General features: G+C 71.8%; 15 protein-coding genes. 8 read left to right on the forward strand and 7 right to left on the reverse strand.

The annotated features are described in order from the left end of the window. Nucleotides 1-31: 31 nt before the first annotated feature. From sucD to gloB, 5 genes are all read right to left on the reverse strand, one after another. Nucleotides 32-916: a succinate--CoA ligase subunit alpha gene (gene sucD / locus AC3WLN_RS15030; RefSeq protein WP_492482480.1), complete on the reverse strand. Its 885-nt coding sequence runs from the start codon at nucleotides 914-916 to the stop codon at nucleotides 32-34. A gap of 8 nt (nucleotides 917-924) precedes the next feature. After that, a complete protein-coding gene (gene sucC / locus AC3WLN_RS15035) occupies nucleotides 925-2,121 on the reverse strand; it encodes an ADP-forming succinate--CoA ligase subunit beta (RefSeq protein WP_492482482.1) in 1,197 nt (398 codons plus the stop codon). A 135-nt stretch (nucleotides 2,122-2,256) separates the two neighbouring features. After that, the gene (mdh, locus tag AC3WLN_RS15040; protein WP_492482484.1) at nucleotides 2,257-3,219 is read right to left on the reverse strand and encodes a malate dehydrogenase; all 963 of its coding nucleotides are present in this window, start codon (nucleotides 3,217-3,219) and stop codon (nucleotides 2,257-2,259) included. Between the two features lie 274 nt (nucleotides 3,220-3,493). Beyond that, entirely contained in the window at nucleotides 3,494-4,237 is a 744-nt protein-coding gene (locus AC3WLN_RS15045) for a TetR family transcriptional regulator (protein ID WP_492482486.1), read from the reverse strand. A 145-nt stretch (nucleotides 4,238-4,382) separates the two neighbouring features. Further along, nucleotides 4,383-5,180, reverse strand: coding sequence for a hydroxyacylglutathione hydrolase (gene gloB, locus AC3WLN_RS15050; protein WP_492482512.1), 798 nt, complete (start codon nucleotides 5,178-5,180; stop codon nucleotides 4,383-4,385). Nucleotides 5,181-5,478: 298 nt separating this feature from the next. On the opposite strand from gloB, the gene AC3WLN_RS15055 reads away from it, so the two are divergent. The 6 genes from AC3WLN_RS15055 to AC3WLN_RS15080 all read left to right on the forward strand — a co-directional run bounded on the left by AC3WLN_RS15055 (nucleotide 5,479) and on the right by AC3WLN_RS15080 (nucleotide 10,346). Next, nucleotides 5,479-6,213, forward strand: a complete 735-nt coding sequence (locus tag AC3WLN_RS15055; protein ID WP_492482488.1) for a class I SAM-dependent methyltransferase — start codon at nucleotides 5,479-5,481, stop codon at nucleotides 6,211-6,213. 4 nt (nucleotides 6,214-6,217) lie between these two features. Then, nucleotides 6,218-6,907, forward strand: coding sequence for a MarC family protein (locus AC3WLN_RS15060; protein ID WP_492482490.1), 690 nt, complete (start codon nucleotides 6,218-6,220; stop codon nucleotides 6,905-6,907). Nucleotides 6,908-6,985: 78 nt separating this feature from the next. After that, nucleotides 6,986-7,783 (forward strand): 4-hydroxy-tetrahydrodipicolinate reductase, encoded by a 798-nt coding sequence (gene dapB, locus AC3WLN_RS15065; protein ID WP_492482492.1) that lies wholly within the window; start codon nucleotides 6,986-6,988, stop codon nucleotides 7,781-7,783. A gap of 159 nt (nucleotides 7,784-7,942) precedes the next feature. Further along, nucleotides 7,943-8,581: a 2,3-bisphosphoglycerate-dependent phosphoglycerate mutase gene (locus AC3WLN_RS15070; RefSeq protein ID WP_492482494.1), complete on the forward strand. Its 639-nt coding sequence runs from the start codon at nucleotides 7,943-7,945 to the stop codon at nucleotides 8,579-8,581. Between the two features lie 10 nt (nucleotides 8,582-8,591). After that, nucleotides 8,592-9,269, forward strand: a complete 678-nt coding sequence (locus tag AC3WLN_RS15075) for an alpha-ketoglutarate-dependent dioxygenase AlkB (RefSeq protein ID WP_492482496.1) — start codon at nucleotides 8,592-8,594, stop codon at nucleotides 9,267-9,269. 117 nt (nucleotides 9,270-9,386) lie between these two features. Then, complete coding sequence (locus tag AC3WLN_RS15080) at nucleotides 9,387-10,346, forward strand: hypothetical protein (RefSeq protein ID WP_492482498.1); 960 nt, start codon at nucleotides 9,387-9,389, stop codon at nucleotides 10,344-10,346. Between the two features lie 304 nt (nucleotides 10,347-10,650). Here the strand turns inward: AC3WLN_RS15080 and grpE are convergent, their stop codons facing one another. Together grpE and AC3WLN_RS15090 are read right to left on the reverse strand one after the other, a co-directional pair. Then, the gene (gene grpE / locus AC3WLN_RS15085; RefSeq protein WP_492482500.1) at nucleotides 10,651-11,259 is read right to left on the reverse strand and encodes a nucleotide exchange factor GrpE; all 609 of its coding nucleotides are present in this window, start codon (nucleotides 11,257-11,259) and stop codon (nucleotides 10,651-10,653) included. A gap of 114 nt (nucleotides 11,260-11,373) precedes the next feature. After that, a complete protein-coding gene (locus AC3WLN_RS15090; RefSeq protein ID WP_492482502.1) occupies nucleotides 11,374-14,163 on the reverse strand; it encodes a [protein-PII] uridylyltransferase in 2,790 nt (929 codons plus the stop codon). A gap of 247 nt (nucleotides 14,164-14,410) precedes the next feature. Between AC3WLN_RS15090 and AC3WLN_RS15095 the strand changes: the two genes are divergently transcribed. Both AC3WLN_RS15095 and rpiA read left to right on the forward strand, forming a co-directional pair. Continuing rightward, complete coding sequence (locus AC3WLN_RS15095; protein WP_492482504.1) at nucleotides 14,411-14,911, forward strand: hypothetical protein; 501 nt, start codon at nucleotides 14,411-14,413, stop codon at nucleotides 14,909-14,911. A 164-nt stretch (nucleotides 14,912-15,075) separates the two neighbouring features. Then, the gene (gene rpiA / locus AC3WLN_RS15100) at nucleotides 15,076-15,783 is read left to right on the forward strand and encodes a ribose-5-phosphate isomerase RpiA (protein ID WP_492482506.1); all 708 of its coding nucleotides are present in this window, start codon (nucleotides 15,076-15,078) and stop codon (nucleotides 15,781-15,783) included. Nucleotides 15,784-15,808 lie beyond the last annotated feature (25 nt).

Here is a 15,808-nt window from a genome sequence, read left to right on the forward strand (position 1 = left end):
CGTACAACGCGAGGCCCGCGTCCCGTGCGTGTCAGCCGCGCAGAACCTCGACGAGGGTGCTGCCGAGGCGGGCCGGCGAGGGCGAGACCCGGATGCCGGCCGCTTCCATGGCGGCGATCTTGTCCTCCGCGCCGCCCTTGCCGCCCGAGATGATGGCGCCCGCATGGCCCATGCGGCGGCCCGGAGGCGCCGTGCGGCCGGCGATGAAGCCGACCATGGGCTTCCTGCGGCCGCGCTTGGCCTCGTCGGCCAGGAACTGCGCCGCCTCCTCCTCGGCCGAGCCGCCGATCTCGCCGATCATCACGATCGACTCGGTCTTGTCGTCGGCGAGGAACAGCTCGAGCATGGAGATGAACTCGGTGCCCTTGACCGGGTCGCCGCCGATGCCGACCGCCGTGGTCTGGCCGAGGCCGGCATTCGTGGTCTGGAACACGGCCTCGTAGGTCAGCGTGCCGGAGCGGGAGACGATGCCCACCGAGCCCGGCTTGAAGATGTTGGCCGGCATGATGCCGATCTTGCACTGGCCGGCGGTGACGATGCCGGGGCAGTTCGGGCCGACGAGGCGGGACTTCGAGCCCTCCAGCGCGCGCTTGACCCGCACCATGTCGAGCACCGGAATGCCTTCCGTGATGCAGACGATGAGCGGGATCTCGGCCTGGATCGCCTCGCAGATCGCGTCCGCCGCGCCCGGCGGCGGCACGTAGACGACCGAGGCCGTCGCGCCCGTGGCCTCGCGGGCCTCCGCCACCGTGTCGAAGACCGGCAGGTTGAGGTGCTTGGAGCCGCCCTTGCCCGGCGAGGTGCCGCCGACCATCTTGGTGCCGTAGGCGATGGCCTGCTCGGAGTGGAAGGTCCCGTTCTTGCCGGTGAAGCCCTGGCAGAGGACCTTGGTGTTCGCGTCGATCAGGATGGACATGGGGTCTCTCAGCCCTTCTTCACGGCGGCGACGATCTTCTGCGCGGCATCGTCCAGGTCGTCGGCCGGGATCACGTTCAGGCCGGAATTCCGGATGATCTCCTTGCCCTTCTCGACGTTGGTGCCTTCCAGCCGCACCACCAGCGGCACCTGCAGGCCGACCGCCTTCACCGCCGCGATCACGCCGTTGGCGATCACGTCGCACTTCATGATGCCGCCGAAGATGTTGACCAGGATGCCCTTCACCTGCGGGTCGGCGGTGATGATCTTGAAGGCCGCCGTGACCTTCTCCTCGCTGGCGCCGCCGCCGACGTCGAGGAAGTTCGCCGGCTCCTCGCCGTAGAGCTTGATGATGTCCAGCGTCGCCATGGCGAGGCCGGCGCCGTTGACCATGCAGCCGATGGTGCCGTCGAGGGCGATGTAGGCGAGATCGTACTTGGAGGCCTCGATCTCCTTGGCGTCCTCCTCGGTCTCGTCGCGCAGCGCCACGATGTCGGGGTGACGGTAGAGGGCGTTCGAGTCGAAGGAGATCTTGGCGTCGAGGCACTTGAGGTGGCCGTCGCCCGTGAGCACCAGCGGGTTGATCTCCAGCATGCTCATGTCCTTGGCGGTGAACGCCTGGTAGAGCCGCGTGGTGAGGTCGCCCGCCTCCTTGGCCTGGGCGCCCGTGAGGCCGAGCGTCTTGGCGACGAGGCGGCCGTGATGGGGCATCACGCCGGTGGCGGGATCGACCGAGAAGGTGACGATCTTCTCGGGCGTGTCGTGCGCCACCGTCTCGATGTCCATGCCGCCTTCCGTCGAGACGACGTAGGCGACGCGGCCGGTCTCGCGGTCCACCAGCATCGAGAGGTAGAACTCCGCCTCGATCTGGGCGCCCTCCTCGATGTAGAGGCGGTTGACCTGCTTGCCGGCCTCGCCGGTCTGGATCGTGACCAGGGTCTGGCCCAGCATCTCGCCGGCGAACTGCTTGACCTCGTCGAGGGACTTGGTGACGCGCACGCCGCCCTTGGCCCCGGCCGGCGCGCCCTTGAAGGTGCCCTTGCCGCGGCCGCCCGCGTGGATCTGCGACTTCACCACCCAGACCGGGCCGCCAAGTTCCTTGGCGGCCGCCTCGGCCTCCTCCGGCTTGAAGATCGCCACGCCCTTGGAAACGGGCAGGCCGAACTCCTTCAGCACCGCCTTGGCCTGGTATTCGTGAATGTTCATGGATGAGAACCTCGACGTCATCCCGGGGCCGCGCAGCGGAACCCGGGATCCAGAAACACAGGTTGCGATCCAGCCTGCCGCCTCGGCGGCCCTGGATTCCGGGCGCGCCTGCGGCGCCCCGGAATGACGGTCGCGCTAGGCGAGCGCGGGGTTCACGCCCTTGCAGGCCTCGATCAGGGTCTTCACAGCGCCGACCGACTTGTCGAACATCGCCTTCTCGTCGCCGTTGAACGTGACCTCGAGGACGCGCTCGACGCCGCCCGCACCGATCACGATCGGCACGCCGACATACATGTCGGAGACGCCGTACTCGCCGTTGAGGTAGGCGGCGCAGGGGAGCACGCGGCGCTTGTCGCGCAGGTAGCTCTCGGCCATGGCGATGGCGGAGGCCGCAGGCGCGTAGAAGGCCGAGCCGGTCTTGAGCAGGTTGACGATCTCGCCGCCGCCCTTGCGGGTGCGCTCGACCATGGCGTCGAGCTTCTCCTGGGTGGTCCAGCCGAGCTTGACCAGGTCGGGGAGCGGCACGCCGGCCACCGTGGAGTAGCGCACCAGCGGGACCATGTCGTCGCCGTGGCCGCCGAGCACGAAGGCGGTGACGTCCTCCACCGAGACCTTGAACTCGTCGGCGAGGAAGTGGCGGAAGCGGGCCGAATCGAGGACGCCGGCCATGCCGACCACCTTGTGGGTGGGAAGCCCGGAGAACTTCTGCAAGGCCCAGACCATCGCGTCGAGGGGATTGGTGATGCAGATCACGAAGGCGTCGGGCGCGTGCTCCTTGATGCCGGTGCCGACGGCCTCCATGACCTTCAGGTTGATCCCGATCAGGTCGTCGCGGCTCATGCCGGGCTTGCGCGGCACGCCGGCAGTGACGATCACCACGTCGGCCCCGGCGATCGCCGCATAGTCGCTGGCGCCTGTATAGGTCGCGTCGAAGCCGTCGACGGGCGCGGATTCCGCGATGTCGAGGCCCTTGCCCTGGGGGACGCCGTCGGCGATGTCGAACAGCACGACGTCGCCGAGTTCCTTCAGGCCCGCCAGGTGCGCGAGGGTTCCACCGATCTGTCCAGCGCCGATGAGCGCGATCTTGCTGCGTGCCATGGGGGAAACGAACCTCCGGTCCTTGCGTGGCGGTCACGGCGCTCGGAGGCTTGCACAACCACCGGCGCGTTGCTGCGGCGGTGTGTGGCGGAAAAGGCCCAGAGCTTCAACCGAGACACGAAGGCCAAAGCAGGGTTCAGGCCAGGGTCCGTGGCGATCGGATTCGACACCCTCCGCGAAAAAGCCGAGCAGTCCGAGGAGGTTGGCGGAAAGACCGCAAAACCTACCTGCGCGCGAAGGCCAAGTGACAGAGGTAAAATTCTGTCACGGAGGCTCAGAGCGTCCCCGTCCGCAGCACCTTCTGGATCGCCAGAATCACCGCGCCGAGGCGGGCTTCCACCAGGTCGCGCGGCAGGTCGGCATCGTGCTGGATCGCCAGCGGATGGGTGAAGCGGTAGCTGGCGTCGAAGATGTGGGCGATGGCCCGCTCGCGGTCCCGGGCCACGAAGGCGCCGGCGCCGATGCCCTCCTCGACCACGCGCTCGACGAGGCTGCGCAGGCGCACCCGGTGGCGCCGGGCGATGGGGCGCGCCCCCACGGTGGCGTCGAGATGGACGGCGAAGAGGTTGGGCTCGTGGACCAGCGTCTCGCGCTGGACGCTGGCCAGGGCGGTGAGCAGGCGCTCGATCTTGTCGTCGGCCGGGTCCGGCGCATCGGCGATGCGGGCGAGCTCCGACTCGACGTCGCGCAGCCAGCGCCCCGCCACCGCGTCGAGGAGCGCGTCCTTCGACGGGAAGTAGCGGTAGACGTTGGCATGCGTCATGCCGGCCTCGGCGGCGACGGCCACCACGGTGACCCGCTTGGGGCCGAGACGCCGGAGATGCTCCGTGGCGACGGCGAGCAGGCGCGCGTCGACGGCCAGGGGCGCCGCGGCCCGGGGCGCCGGACGGGCGACCCGAGGCACCGAGATGCGGACGGTGCTCTCCGGAGCCGTCCGGTCCTCCGCAGGTTCGCTTCCCCGGCTCTCGCTGAGGTCGATCTCGCGCCCGAAGGCGAAGGGCGGGCCAGGCGGCTGCATCAAATCGGACACCGGGGCTCGTGAAGGGGCGGGACGAAGCCTCCCGGTCAGGTCCGCTTCGCGAGAAGCCGATGTCCTGGCCGAAAGTCCAAGGAGGCCAGTATCAATGACAGCACTAGCCTCGCTGTAACGCCCCTTTAACGACTCAGAACCGGTTCTTCCAGGCCCTCAATGCGGCAAAGACAACCGAGGGCTGGGTCCCTGGCGCGAGATCCACCCCTCGGGCGAGGCTCGGCTCGCCGGCGCGCAGGAACGGGTTGGTCGCGCGCTCGGCCCCCAGGGTGCTGGGAATCAGGAAGCGCCCCTCCGCCGCGGCGCGCTCGGCCTCGGCCGCCCGGGCGGCGAGGGCGGCGTTGCCGGGCTCGGCCGCCAGCGCGAAGCGGGCATTGGAGAGCACGTAGTCGTGGCCGCTATAGACGGCCGTCGCGTCGGGCAGCGGCCGGAAGCGCTCCAGGGAGCGCCAGAGAATCGTGGGCTCGGCCTCCATCACCCGGCCGCAGCCGAGGGTGAACAGGGTGTCGCCGGCGAACACCACGCCCGCCCTCTCGAACCAGTAGGTGACGTGGTCGGCGCAGTGCCCCGGCGTCTCCCAAACCTGCGCCGCGAGCTCGCCGACCCGGACCACGTCGCCCTCCGAGACCGTGACGTCGACCTCCGGTACCGCGTTGCCCGCCTTCAGGGGCGCCGTGACCCGCGCGCCGGTGCGGCGCTTCACCTCCGGGATGCCCTCCACGTGGTCGCCGTGCCGGTGCGTGACCAGGATATCGGTGAGGGTCCAGCCGGACTCGTCGAGGGCCGCCAGGACGGGGCCGGCCTCGGGCACGTCGATGGCGGCGCAGGCGCCGGTGGCGGGATCGCGGATGAGGACGCCGATATTGTCGCTGCGGCACAGGAAGGTGCGGATCTCGGGACTCTGGGCTTTCGCGGGGCTGGGAGCGGTCATGGGGCTGGGGGCGGTCATGGGACGTCCTTCCGGATCGGGATGCGCGGCGCGGACCTCGGCGCCGACGAACGGGGTCACGGGACCAAATGGATGCGGGACGGGGCAGGTCCAGGGTCGCGTCCGGACCGGTGTCCCGCGGCGGGAGCGGAGGCGGTGTCCCCCGGTCTTCGTGGGGCTCGGCCGATCCGGGCTTGTCGTGCCGGGTCCCGGCCCCCATTGATGCGGATGAAGCGTTTCGCACCGCGGGCCTCCTGGCCGGCCCCGGCCAGAGCCGAGCGACCGTACCGAAACCCGATCCATGCGCCTCGACGTCACCGATCTGCGCGCCTTCTACGCGACCCCCCTGGGGGGCGTGACGCACCGCATCGTGGCGCGCGCGATCCACGGCTTCCTCGGCTCGGTCTCGGGCCTGCGCGTGCTCGGGCTCGGCTACGCCACGCCCTATCTCGGCCCCGTCCACGTCATCGCCGAGCGGACCCTGGCCTTCATGCCGGCCACGCAGGGGGTGGTGAACTGGCCCGGCAGCGGCCGCTCCTGCTCGGCGCTGGCCGACCCGACCATGATGCCCCTGCCCGAGGCGGCGGTGGACCGGGTGATCCTCGTCCACGCGCTGGAATCCGTGGAGAGCCCGACCGAACTCCTGCAGGACGTCTGGCGGGTGCTGACCCCGGGCGGCCGGATGATCCTGGTGGTGCCCAACCGGCGCGGCGTCTGGGCCCGGCGCGACGCGACCCCCTTCGGCCACGGCCAGCCCTACAGCCGCTCGCAGCTCGCCCGGCTGATGCGCACCACCCAGTTCTCCCCCGAGGGCTGGGCCGAGACCCTCTACATGCCGCCGGTGGAGAACCGGCTGCTGCTGCGCACGGCGAGCGCCTGGGAGCGGATGGGCACCAGCCTGTCCCTGCCCTTCGCCGGCCTGCACGTGGTCGACGCCACCAAGCAGCTCTACCGCCCCGTCGCCGTGCGCCGGGTGCGCCGGGCGACCCGCCTCGCCCCGGCCCGCGTGCTGGTGCCCGCCCCCTCGCCGGGCTGAACGGATGCTGAGCCTGATCGCGCCCGAGGCGGCGCTCCAGAGCTTCGTGCTCGCCTTCTCCTCGCTGTTCTCCATCGTGAACCCGGTCGGCTCGTCGCTGATCTTCGCGCAGGTGACGGCCCTGAACTCCCATGCCGAGCGCCTGGAGCTCGCCAAGCGCATCGGCTTCTACGCCGCCCTGATCATGCTCTCGACCCTCTGGGCCGGCGCGCCGATCCTCAACTTCTTCGGGGTCTCCCTGGCGGCCCTGCGCATCGCCGGCGGCCTCGTGGTGGCGGCCTCGGCCTGGACGCTGCTGACCGCGCCGGAGGCGCGCGAGGCCCGCAAGCAGGCGGAGGTCACCCGGGAACCGGCCGGCAACCTGGCCGAGATCGCGTTCTTCCCCCTGACGCTGCCCTTCACCACCGGCCCCGGCACCATCGCGGTGGCGATCGCGCTCGGCTCCAACCGGCCGGCGCCCGGGCCGGACCGGATCGGCTTCTACGTCGGCATGTCCCTGGCGGCGCTGGCCATCGCGGTGCTCGTGCGCTTCACCTACGGCTCGGCCGACCGGGTGGTGACCTGGATCGGCCCCGTCGGTGCCCGGGTGCTGGGGCGCCTCTTCGCCTTCCTGCTCCTCTGCGTCGGCACCCAGATCACCGTGAACGGCGTCACGGACGTGATCGGGCCCCTGCTGGCGCAGGCGGGGCGCTGAATCCTTGTCCGCTCCGGCCGGAGGCTGTACCGCAGCGCGGACGCGACAGGTGGCGACACGCTCTGGAGGCTGAGGACGATGCGGCTCGTGGTGGTCGGCGCCGACGGGCGCATGGGGCGGATGCTGATCCGCGCGGTGGCGGAGACCGAGGGCTGCACCCTGTCGGGCGCCATCGAGCGCGAAGGCTCCGCGGCCCTGGGGCAGGATGCCGGCACGCTGGCGGGCCTCGCGCCCCTCGGCGTCGCGGTCACGGACGATCCCCTGCCGGTCTTCGCGGCGGCCGAGGGCGTCCTCGACTTCACGGCGCCCGCCGCCACCACCTTCTTCGCCGAGCTCGCCGCGCAGGCCCGCATCGTCCACGTGGTCGGCACCACCGGCCTGCAGGAGGCCGATCTCGCCCAGCTCTCGGCGGCCGCCCACCACGCCCGCATCGTGCGCTCGGGCAACATGTCCCTCGGGGTCAACCTCGTCGCCGGCCTCGTGCGCCGGATGGCGGCGGCCCTCGGGGAGGAGTTCGACATCGAGATCGTCGAGATGCACCACCGCATGAAGGTGGACGCCCCCTCCGGCACCGCCCTCCTCCTCGGCGAGGCGGCGGCGGAGGGGCGCGGGGTCGCCCTCGCGGACGCCCGGGTCTCCACCCGCGACGGCCATACCGGCGCGCGCCGGCCTGGCGACATCGGCTTCGCCACCCTGCGCGGCGGCACGGTGGTGGGCGACCACAGCGTGGTCTTCGCCGGCCCCGGCGAGCGGATCACCGTCGGCCACCATGCCGAGGACCGAGCGATCTTCGCCCGCGGCGCCGTGCGGGCGGCCCTCTGGGCCTTCGCCCGGCCGCCCGGCCTCTACGGGATGGATGACGTCCTCGGGCTTTAGTACGAAACTCGCGCGCCGCGGCCGGGTTTCGTCATCCGCCGTTCAGATTGACGCGCGCATGAGCCGCCCGCGGCGCCTTCGCTGCGCTGCACCATCGCCCCCGGCCCAGGCTTCCGCCGAGGCCCGTGTCGTCTCCAAGACCAAGAGGATCATCCCCCGATGGATCGCCTTCTCGTCCTCGCTCGCCATGGCCAGAGCGACTGGAACCTCAAGAAGCTGTTCACGGGCTGGCGTGATCCCGAGCTGACGGAGCTCGGCGTCGAGGAGGCCCGCAATGCCGGGCGCTGGCTCAAGGAGCAGGGTTACGGCTTCGACGTGGCCTTCACCTCCAACCTCAAGCGGGCCCAGCGCACCTGCGCGCTGATCCTGCAGGAGATGGACCTGAGCGACGTCGAGACGATCCGCAACGAGGCCCTGAACGAGCGCGACTACGGCGACCTCTCCGGCCTCAACAAGGACGATGCCCGCGAGCGCTGGGGCGACGCCCAGGTGCACCAGTGGCGCCGCTCCTACGACGTGCCGCCCCCCGGCGGCGAGAGCCTCAAGGACACCGCCGCGCGCGTCCTGCCCTACTACATCCAGTTCATCCTGCCCCGCGTCATGGCGGGGGAGCGCGTGCTGGTGGCCGCCCACGGCAACTCCCTGCGCGCCCTGGTGATGGTGCTCGACGGCATGACCACCAAGACCATCGCCAGCCTCGAGATCGCCACCGGCATCCCGCTCGTCTACCAGCTCAAGGCCGACACCACGGTGGAGAGCAAGACGGTGCTGGAGCACGACATCGACCACAAGGTCTGACCGTCCACCCGTGGCCGCCCGCGTTCCGGCCGGGATCGCCCTGGTTCCCGGCCTGATCCACGTCCCCGGCTACCTCGACGGGGCGGCGCAGGCGCGCCTGGCCGCCGAACTCGCGGTCGCGCTGGCGGCCGCGCCCCCCTACACGCCGCGGATGCCCCGCACCGACCGGCCCTTCTCCGTGCGGATGTCGAATTGCGGCCCCCTCGGCTGGGTCTCCGATCGGGCGGGCTACCGCTACCAGCCCCATCACCCCGTGACGGACGCGCCCTGGCCGGCCATCCCGGCCACCGCCCTCGCCGCCTGGGAGGCCCTGTCGGGCTATCCCGCCCCGCCCGAGGCCTGCCTCGTCAACCTGTACGGGCCCGGCGCCCGCATGGGCCTGCACCAGGACCGCGACGAGGACGCCCACGATGCGCCGGTGGTCTCGCTCTCGCTGGGCGCCACCGCCCTCTTCCGCTACGGCGGCCTGCAACGCGCGGACCCGACCCGCTCGCTGCGCCTGCGAGCCGGTGACGCGCTCGTGATCGGCGGTCCGGCCCGGCTGATCCATCACGGGGTCGACCGCCTCGTCCCGGAGGCGCCGGACCTGCTCTCGGGCGCCGCCCCCGGCGGGCCGCCCGATTTTCTCGTGCCCGGCGGGCGCTGCAACCTGACCCTGCGACGCGTGACGCGGCCCTCCGGCGCTTGACAGCGGCGGGGTGTTGAGCCGACCCATCGGGTCAGCCTGAGCGTCGGCCTGCCCCGCCAGGGGCGACCCGGCGGACCTGCCCGGCGCGAGACCGGGGCCTTGCGGAGAATCGATTCGATGCGTCTGCGTAACCTCGTTCGTCCGGTGTCCCTCCTGGTCCTCGCCCTGGGGCTGGCCGCGCCGGCCCTGGCGGCGGACCCGGTCTTCCCGCCGAGTTCGCGCTTCGGCTTCGACCCGCCCTCCGACATGGTCTCGTCGAAGCGCTTCTCCGGCCTGGAGCGGCTGGAGGGCGGCGCGACGGTCTCGGTGGTGGAGCTGCCGGCCAACGCCTTCGCCGACCTCGAGACCAACTTCACCGACGCGAACCTGAAGGCCCAGGGCTTCATCGTCAGCAGCCGACAGGCCATCAAGGTCGCGGGCGACGTCGACGCGGTGCTGTTCACGGGCGAGCAGCCGGCGGTGGAATCGGCCGGGACCCCGGCCATCAAGAAGTGGATGCTCCTCGTCGGCGATCCGACCGTCACCGGCATCATCATCGCGCAGGCGACGCCCGATGCCGAGACCGAGGAGACCATGAAGCGGCTGCTGACCGGCATCCACATCCGGCCGGCGCTCACCCTGGAGCAGCAGGTCGCCGCCCTGCCCTTCCGGATCGGCAACGACGCCGGCTTCCGTCCGGTGCGGGTGCTCGCCGGCAATTCGGTGCTGCTGACGCAGGGCACGAAGGACGAGATGCTCGGCCTGGAGCAGCCGATCCTGGTGCTGGCCCAGGCGGTGCAGCCGCCGCCGGCCACGGAGCAGCGCGACGCCTTCGCGCGCGCGGCGCTCTATTCCAACCAGACCATGAAGGACTTCGTGATCGAGCGGGCCCAGAGCTACCGCCAGAACGGCGTCGACTGGCACGAGATCGTGGCGCGGGCGGTGGACACGGCGTCCGGCACGCCGGTGGTCATCTCGCAGACGATCCGCTTCGCGCCCGACGGCTACCTGCGCGCCGTCGGCGTCGTGAAGGCCGAGAACCGCGAGGGCGTCCTGGCGAAGTTCCGCGAGGTCGTGGACAGCGTGCAGTTGCGCTAGGGGCATGCCTCCCCGCCCTCGGCGGGCGGGGTGGTCGCCCTGGCGACGGGTCGCGTGCGGACGGTTCGTCCGGACGCCCCGCGCGCAGCACCGCGTCATCCCGGGGCCGCACAGCGGAGCCCGGGATCCAGACCCGCAGGGGGTGTCGAACCTGGCGCCGTCAGCGGCTCTGGATTGCACGCCTCCAGCGCGCCCCTTCGGGTCCGGCTTCGCCTGCGGCGCCCCGGAATGACGGCGTGGGGCCGTCTACGATCGCTTTGCCCGGACGGAGAGGGGTGGTGCTTGCGCGTCGAGACGCCCCAGCTCAGGCCGCGTCGGCCGGGCTGGCGGTCGGCTTCGGGCCGCCCTTGGCCACGCCCACCAGGGCCGGACGCAGGACCCGGTCGCCAATGATGTAGCCGGCCTGCATCACCTGCACGACGGTGCCGGTGGGGACCTCGGGGTCCGGCACCTCGAACATCGCCTGGTGGCGGTTGGGGTCGAAGCGCTGGCCCTTCGGCTCGATCAGCTTGACGCCGTGCCGCTCCAGGGTCTTGGCGAGGTCGCGCTCGGTGAGCTCGATGCCGTCGATCAAGGCCTTGAAGGCGCCGTCGGCGCTCGTCCGGTCGGCTTCGGGAATGCTCTCGAGGGCGCGGCGGATGTTGTCGGCGGAATTCAGGAGGTCGCGGGCGAAGTTCGTCACCGCGTAGGCGCGGGCATCGGCGACCTCGCGCTCGGTGCGCCGGCGCAGGTTCTCCATCTCGGCCAGGGTGCGCAGGACGCGGTCCTTCAGCTCGTCGCGCTCGGCCACGAGGGGAGCCAGCGCCTCGCCCGGCATCGCCTCGCCGGAGCCCTCGGTCTGCGCGGCCCCCTGGGTCTCCTCGACCGCCTGGGCCGGATCGCGCCGCTCGTCGTGCATGTCGTTCGCCATCATGGGGTTTCGTCAGGAAAATTCGGGTTCGGGGTTGGCGCTGATATCAGGCGGTGGCGCCGCGAAATCAAGCGCGCGGGCGCTCGGACCCTGAGCGCCCCCGGCTCCGGGCCGGGCTCAGGCCTCGCGTGGGGGGGGCGAGTCGATCAGCGCATCGAGCCCTTCCGCCCGCAGGGCGGCGACGTCGCCGGCGAAGACCTCCATCACGGCGGTCCGGATCGCCACCTGGCGATCGGGCTGGGTCACCCGGGTGCCGGTGAGGTCGGTCACGTAGAACACGTCCACCGCCCGCTCGCCGAAGGTCGCCACGTGGGCCGAGGTGATGTTGAGGCTGAGCCGGCTCAGTGCCGTGGTCAGCTCGTAGAGCAGGCCGGGGCGGTCGAGGCCGGTGATCTCGATCACGGTCTCGCGGCTCGACAGGGCGTTGTCGATCGCCATGTCGGGCGGCACCAGGAAGGTGCGCGAGCGCTCGCTCGGGGGGTGCTTGTCGGCCACGAGGTCGGCGATGCGGATCTCGCCGCGCAGGGCCTTCTCGATGGCGGTGGTGATGCGGCCGGCCCGGCGCAGCTCGTCCTCGTCCCGCTCGAAGGCGCGCGAGATGAAGATCGAGTCGAGGGCGAAGCCGTCCGTGGTGGTGAAGATCTGCGCGTCGACGATGTTGCCGCCCGACGCGGCGCAGGCCCCGGTGACGATGGCCAGCAGGCGCGGATGGTCGGGCGAGTAGATCGTCAGCTCGGTGACGCCGCGGACCGGATCGGTCTCGGCGGCGGTGGCCACCGTGCGCCCCTCGGCCGTGAGCGCCTTGACGAAGCCGGCATGCTTGAATTGGCGCGTGGTGTCGACCTTGAGCCAGTAGGCCTGGTTGTGGCGCGCCGCGTAGGCGTCGAACGCCTCCGACTGCCAGTCGCTGAGCTGCTCGCGCAGGGCCATCTGGATCAGGCGGACCCGGTCGGTGCGGGCGATCTCGGAATGGCCGCCGGAGAGCACCACCTCGGTCTCGTCGTAGAGGGTGCGGATCAGGGTGCCCTTCCAGGCGGTCCAGACGCCGGGCCCCACGGCCTTGATGTCGGCCACCGTCAGGATGGTGAGGAGCTTCAGGCGCTCCAGGGTCTGCACCACCCCGGCGAACTTCTCGATGGTCTTGGGGTCCGAGAGGTCGCGGCTCTGGGCGGTCATCGACATCAGCAGGTGGTGCTCCACCAGCCAGGCCACCATCTCGGTCTCGGCCGGGGTGAGGCCGAAGCGCGGTCCGAGCTTCTCGGCGATCGCCGCTCCCGCGATGGAATGGTCCTCCGGCCGGCCCTTGGCGATGTCGTGCAGCAGCACCGTGACGTAGAGCGCCCGCCGGTGGCTGATCGTGTCGATGAGCCGGGTCGCCAGCGGATGCTCCTCCTCGGTGCGGCCCGATTCGATCGCCGAGAGCACCCCGAGGGCGCGCAGCAGGTGCTCGTCCACCGTGAAGTGGTGGTACATGTTGAACTGCATCATCGCGACGATGCGGCCGAAATCCGGGATGAAGCGGCCGAGCACTCCGGCCTCGTTCATCAGCCGCAGGATGGTCTCGGGCGAGTTCTTCGAGGTCAGGATGTCGAGGAAGAGCCGGTTGGCCTCCTCGTCCGCCCTCAAGGAATGGCCGATCAGGCGCAGGGCGCGGTTGGCCGCACGCGTCGCGTCGGGGTGGATCGGCAGGTTGTGGCGGTCTGCGAGCCAGAACAGCCGGATCAGGTTCACGGGATCGCGGCTGAAGGCGTCGGCGTCGCGCAGGTTGATGCGGCCGTGGTCGTCGACGAAGTCCTCCGCCTCGATGGCGGTGGCGCGGAAGCGGTCGCGGAACCGGCCGATCCAGCGGTCGAGCACGGGCGTGCGCTTGGCGTGGCGCGCCTCCAGGGCCGCGCACACGATGGCGGTGAGGTCGCCGACCTCCTTGGCGATGAGGAAATACGCCTTCATGAAGCGCTCGACGCCCGAGAGGCCGCCGCGCGGCTCGTAGCCGAAGCGCTCGGCGATCCGCGGCTGCAGCCCGAAGGACAGGCGCTCCTCGGCCCGGCCGGTGACGAAGTGCATGTGGCAGCGCACCCGCCACAGGAGCTCGTCGCAGCGCTCGAACACCCGGTACTCCTCCGGGGTGAACAGGCCGGCGGCCACGAGCTCGCTCTGGTCGCGGACCCGGTAGGTGTACTTGGCGATCCAGAACAGGGTGTTGAGGTCGCGCAGGCCCCCCTTGCCGTCCTTCACGTTGGGCTCGACGAGGTAGCGCGAGGCGCCCGCCTTCGAGACCCGGGCGTCGCGCTCGCGCAGCTTGGCCTCGACGAATTCGGGCGCGGTCCACATCACCAGCTCGGTGTCGAAGCGGGTGACGAGCTCCTCGAACAGGGCGCGGGTGCCGAACAGGTAGCGGGCCTCGAGGAGCGAGGTCCGGATGGTCATGTCGGCCCGGCCCTCGCGCAGGCACTCCTCCACCGAGCGGGTGGCGTGGCCGACCTTCAGCTTGAGGTCCCACAGCACGTAGAGCATCGCCTCGACGACGCTCTCGGACCAGGCGGTCTGCTTGTAGGGCAGCAGGAACAGGAGATCGATGTCCGAGCCCGGCGCCATGGTGCCCCGGCCGTAGCCGCCAGTGGCCACCACGGCGAGCTGCTCGCCGGTGGAGGGGTTGTCGTTGGGGTAGAGCCGCCAGACCACCGCGTCGTGGATGGTGCGGATCACCGCGTCGGTGAGCCGGCTCAGGCGCTGGGCGCAGGCGATGCCGTCCCGCTCCTTCAGGAGGCGCTCCTCGGCATCGGCCCGCCCCAGCTCGATCACCCGTCGTAATTCCGGCACCAGCACTGCCCGCAGGCGCGTCGCCTCGCGGGCGTCGCGGTCCAGGGTCTCGAGGATGTCGTGGAGGGCGGCGACGGCGTCGAACATGGCCAACCCCGTTAGCATGTTGGCGGAACGACGCCAGCGGCATCACCGCGCGGAGCCCGCACAGGTGCGGGATCGCGACGCGTTTTCACCGCCCTTCCCGGGGCGCGGCGGCCCGCCGCCTTGTCTACCGGGTTCGGTCTCCGGGGTTCGGGCGGGCCACGGTTGCGCCGCAAGGCCGGGCTAGCGCTGGGCGGTCTCCCGTCCAGACCGTCCCCCCCGCGCCCCCCAGCATTCACGAAGGCTCCCGATGCGTTCGATCCTGCGTCCGATGTCCGCCCGCCCCGCCCGGGCCCTCGCCCTGACGGCCGGCCTGCTGCCGGCGCTCGCCGCCCCGGCTTGGGCCGCCTCCTTCGAGTTCGTGCCGGCCCCCCAGATCGACCTCAACCGGGTCTACCGGGTCGACAAGGTCACGGGCGAGGTCACCTCCTGCCAGTACGGCCTGCGCGAGGGCGCGGTGGGCAGCGTCGGCGTCACCGTCTGCTACGGCGCCGGCGAGGGCGCGAGCGCCCAGGCCCCTTCGGAATACGGCCTCGTGGCCTCCCGCCACACCCGCGAGGCGGGGGTGTTCCGGGTCAATTACCGCACCGGCGAGATGAGCATCTGCTACGTGCAGCTGCAGAAGGAGGCCGTGGTCTGCACCGCGCAGGCCAACCCGGCGAGCCCGGGGGCCGACGAGGCCCCGGCCACCGGCGCCGCCCCGGGCCGGGCGGGCCCGAGCGCCACGCCGCCGCAGGGCGGCCGGCCCTGATCCCGGCCCGCGCCGCGTTGGAGCGGCCGGCCCGGCGTGCTAGGGGCAGCCGGTCGCGCCCGCCCGGCGGCGCGCGCCGTTCGATCCGTTCCCCGCCGCTTCGTCCCACGCCCGAGCCGTCCCATGCCGCACGCCCTCCCCTTCCCGGTCCCCGGAGCCCTCGCGTGAGCGGGCCGGATCTGCGCCGCGCGGCGGCCGAGGTCGCCGTCGAGCTCGTCACCCCCGGGATGCGGCTCGGGATCGGCACCGGCTCCACCGCCAACGTCTTCGTGGAATTGCTGGGCGCCCGCGTCCGGGCCGGCCTCGACGTCGTCGGCGTGCCGACCTCGGAGGCGACCCGGGTCGCGGCGGAGGCCGCCGGCATCCGCCTCGCCACCCTGGAGGAGATGCCCGAGCTCGACCTCACCATCGACGGGGCCGACGAGATCGACGGGGCGATGCGCCTCGTCAAGGGCGGCGGCGGCGCGCTGCTGCGCGAGAAGATCGTCGCCTTCGCCAGCCGCCGGATGGTGGTGATCGCGGATGCCGCCAAGCGCGTGGAGACCCTCGGCGCGTTCCCCCTGCCGATCGAGGTCAACGCCTTCGGCCTCGGCGCCACCCGGCTGGCGGTCGCCGCCGCCCTGCGGGCGGCCGGCTGCACCGGCCAACTCGTCCTGCGGGCCAGGGACGGCGCGCCCTTCCTCACCGATGGCGGCCACCCCATCCTCGACGCCCATCTCGGGCGCATCCCCGATCCCGAGGCCCTCTCGGGGGCCCTCTGGGCGGTGCCGGGCGTGGTCGAGCACGGCCTGTTCCTCGGCCTCGCCAGCGGGGCCATCCTGGCCGAGGCGCGGGACGGGCGGGCGGTGGTGAGCCGGCTCGGCACCGTCTGAACCCGCCCCCTCTCCTCCCATCTTC

The organism is Methylobacterium sp. FW306-05-D (assembly GCF_058782155.1).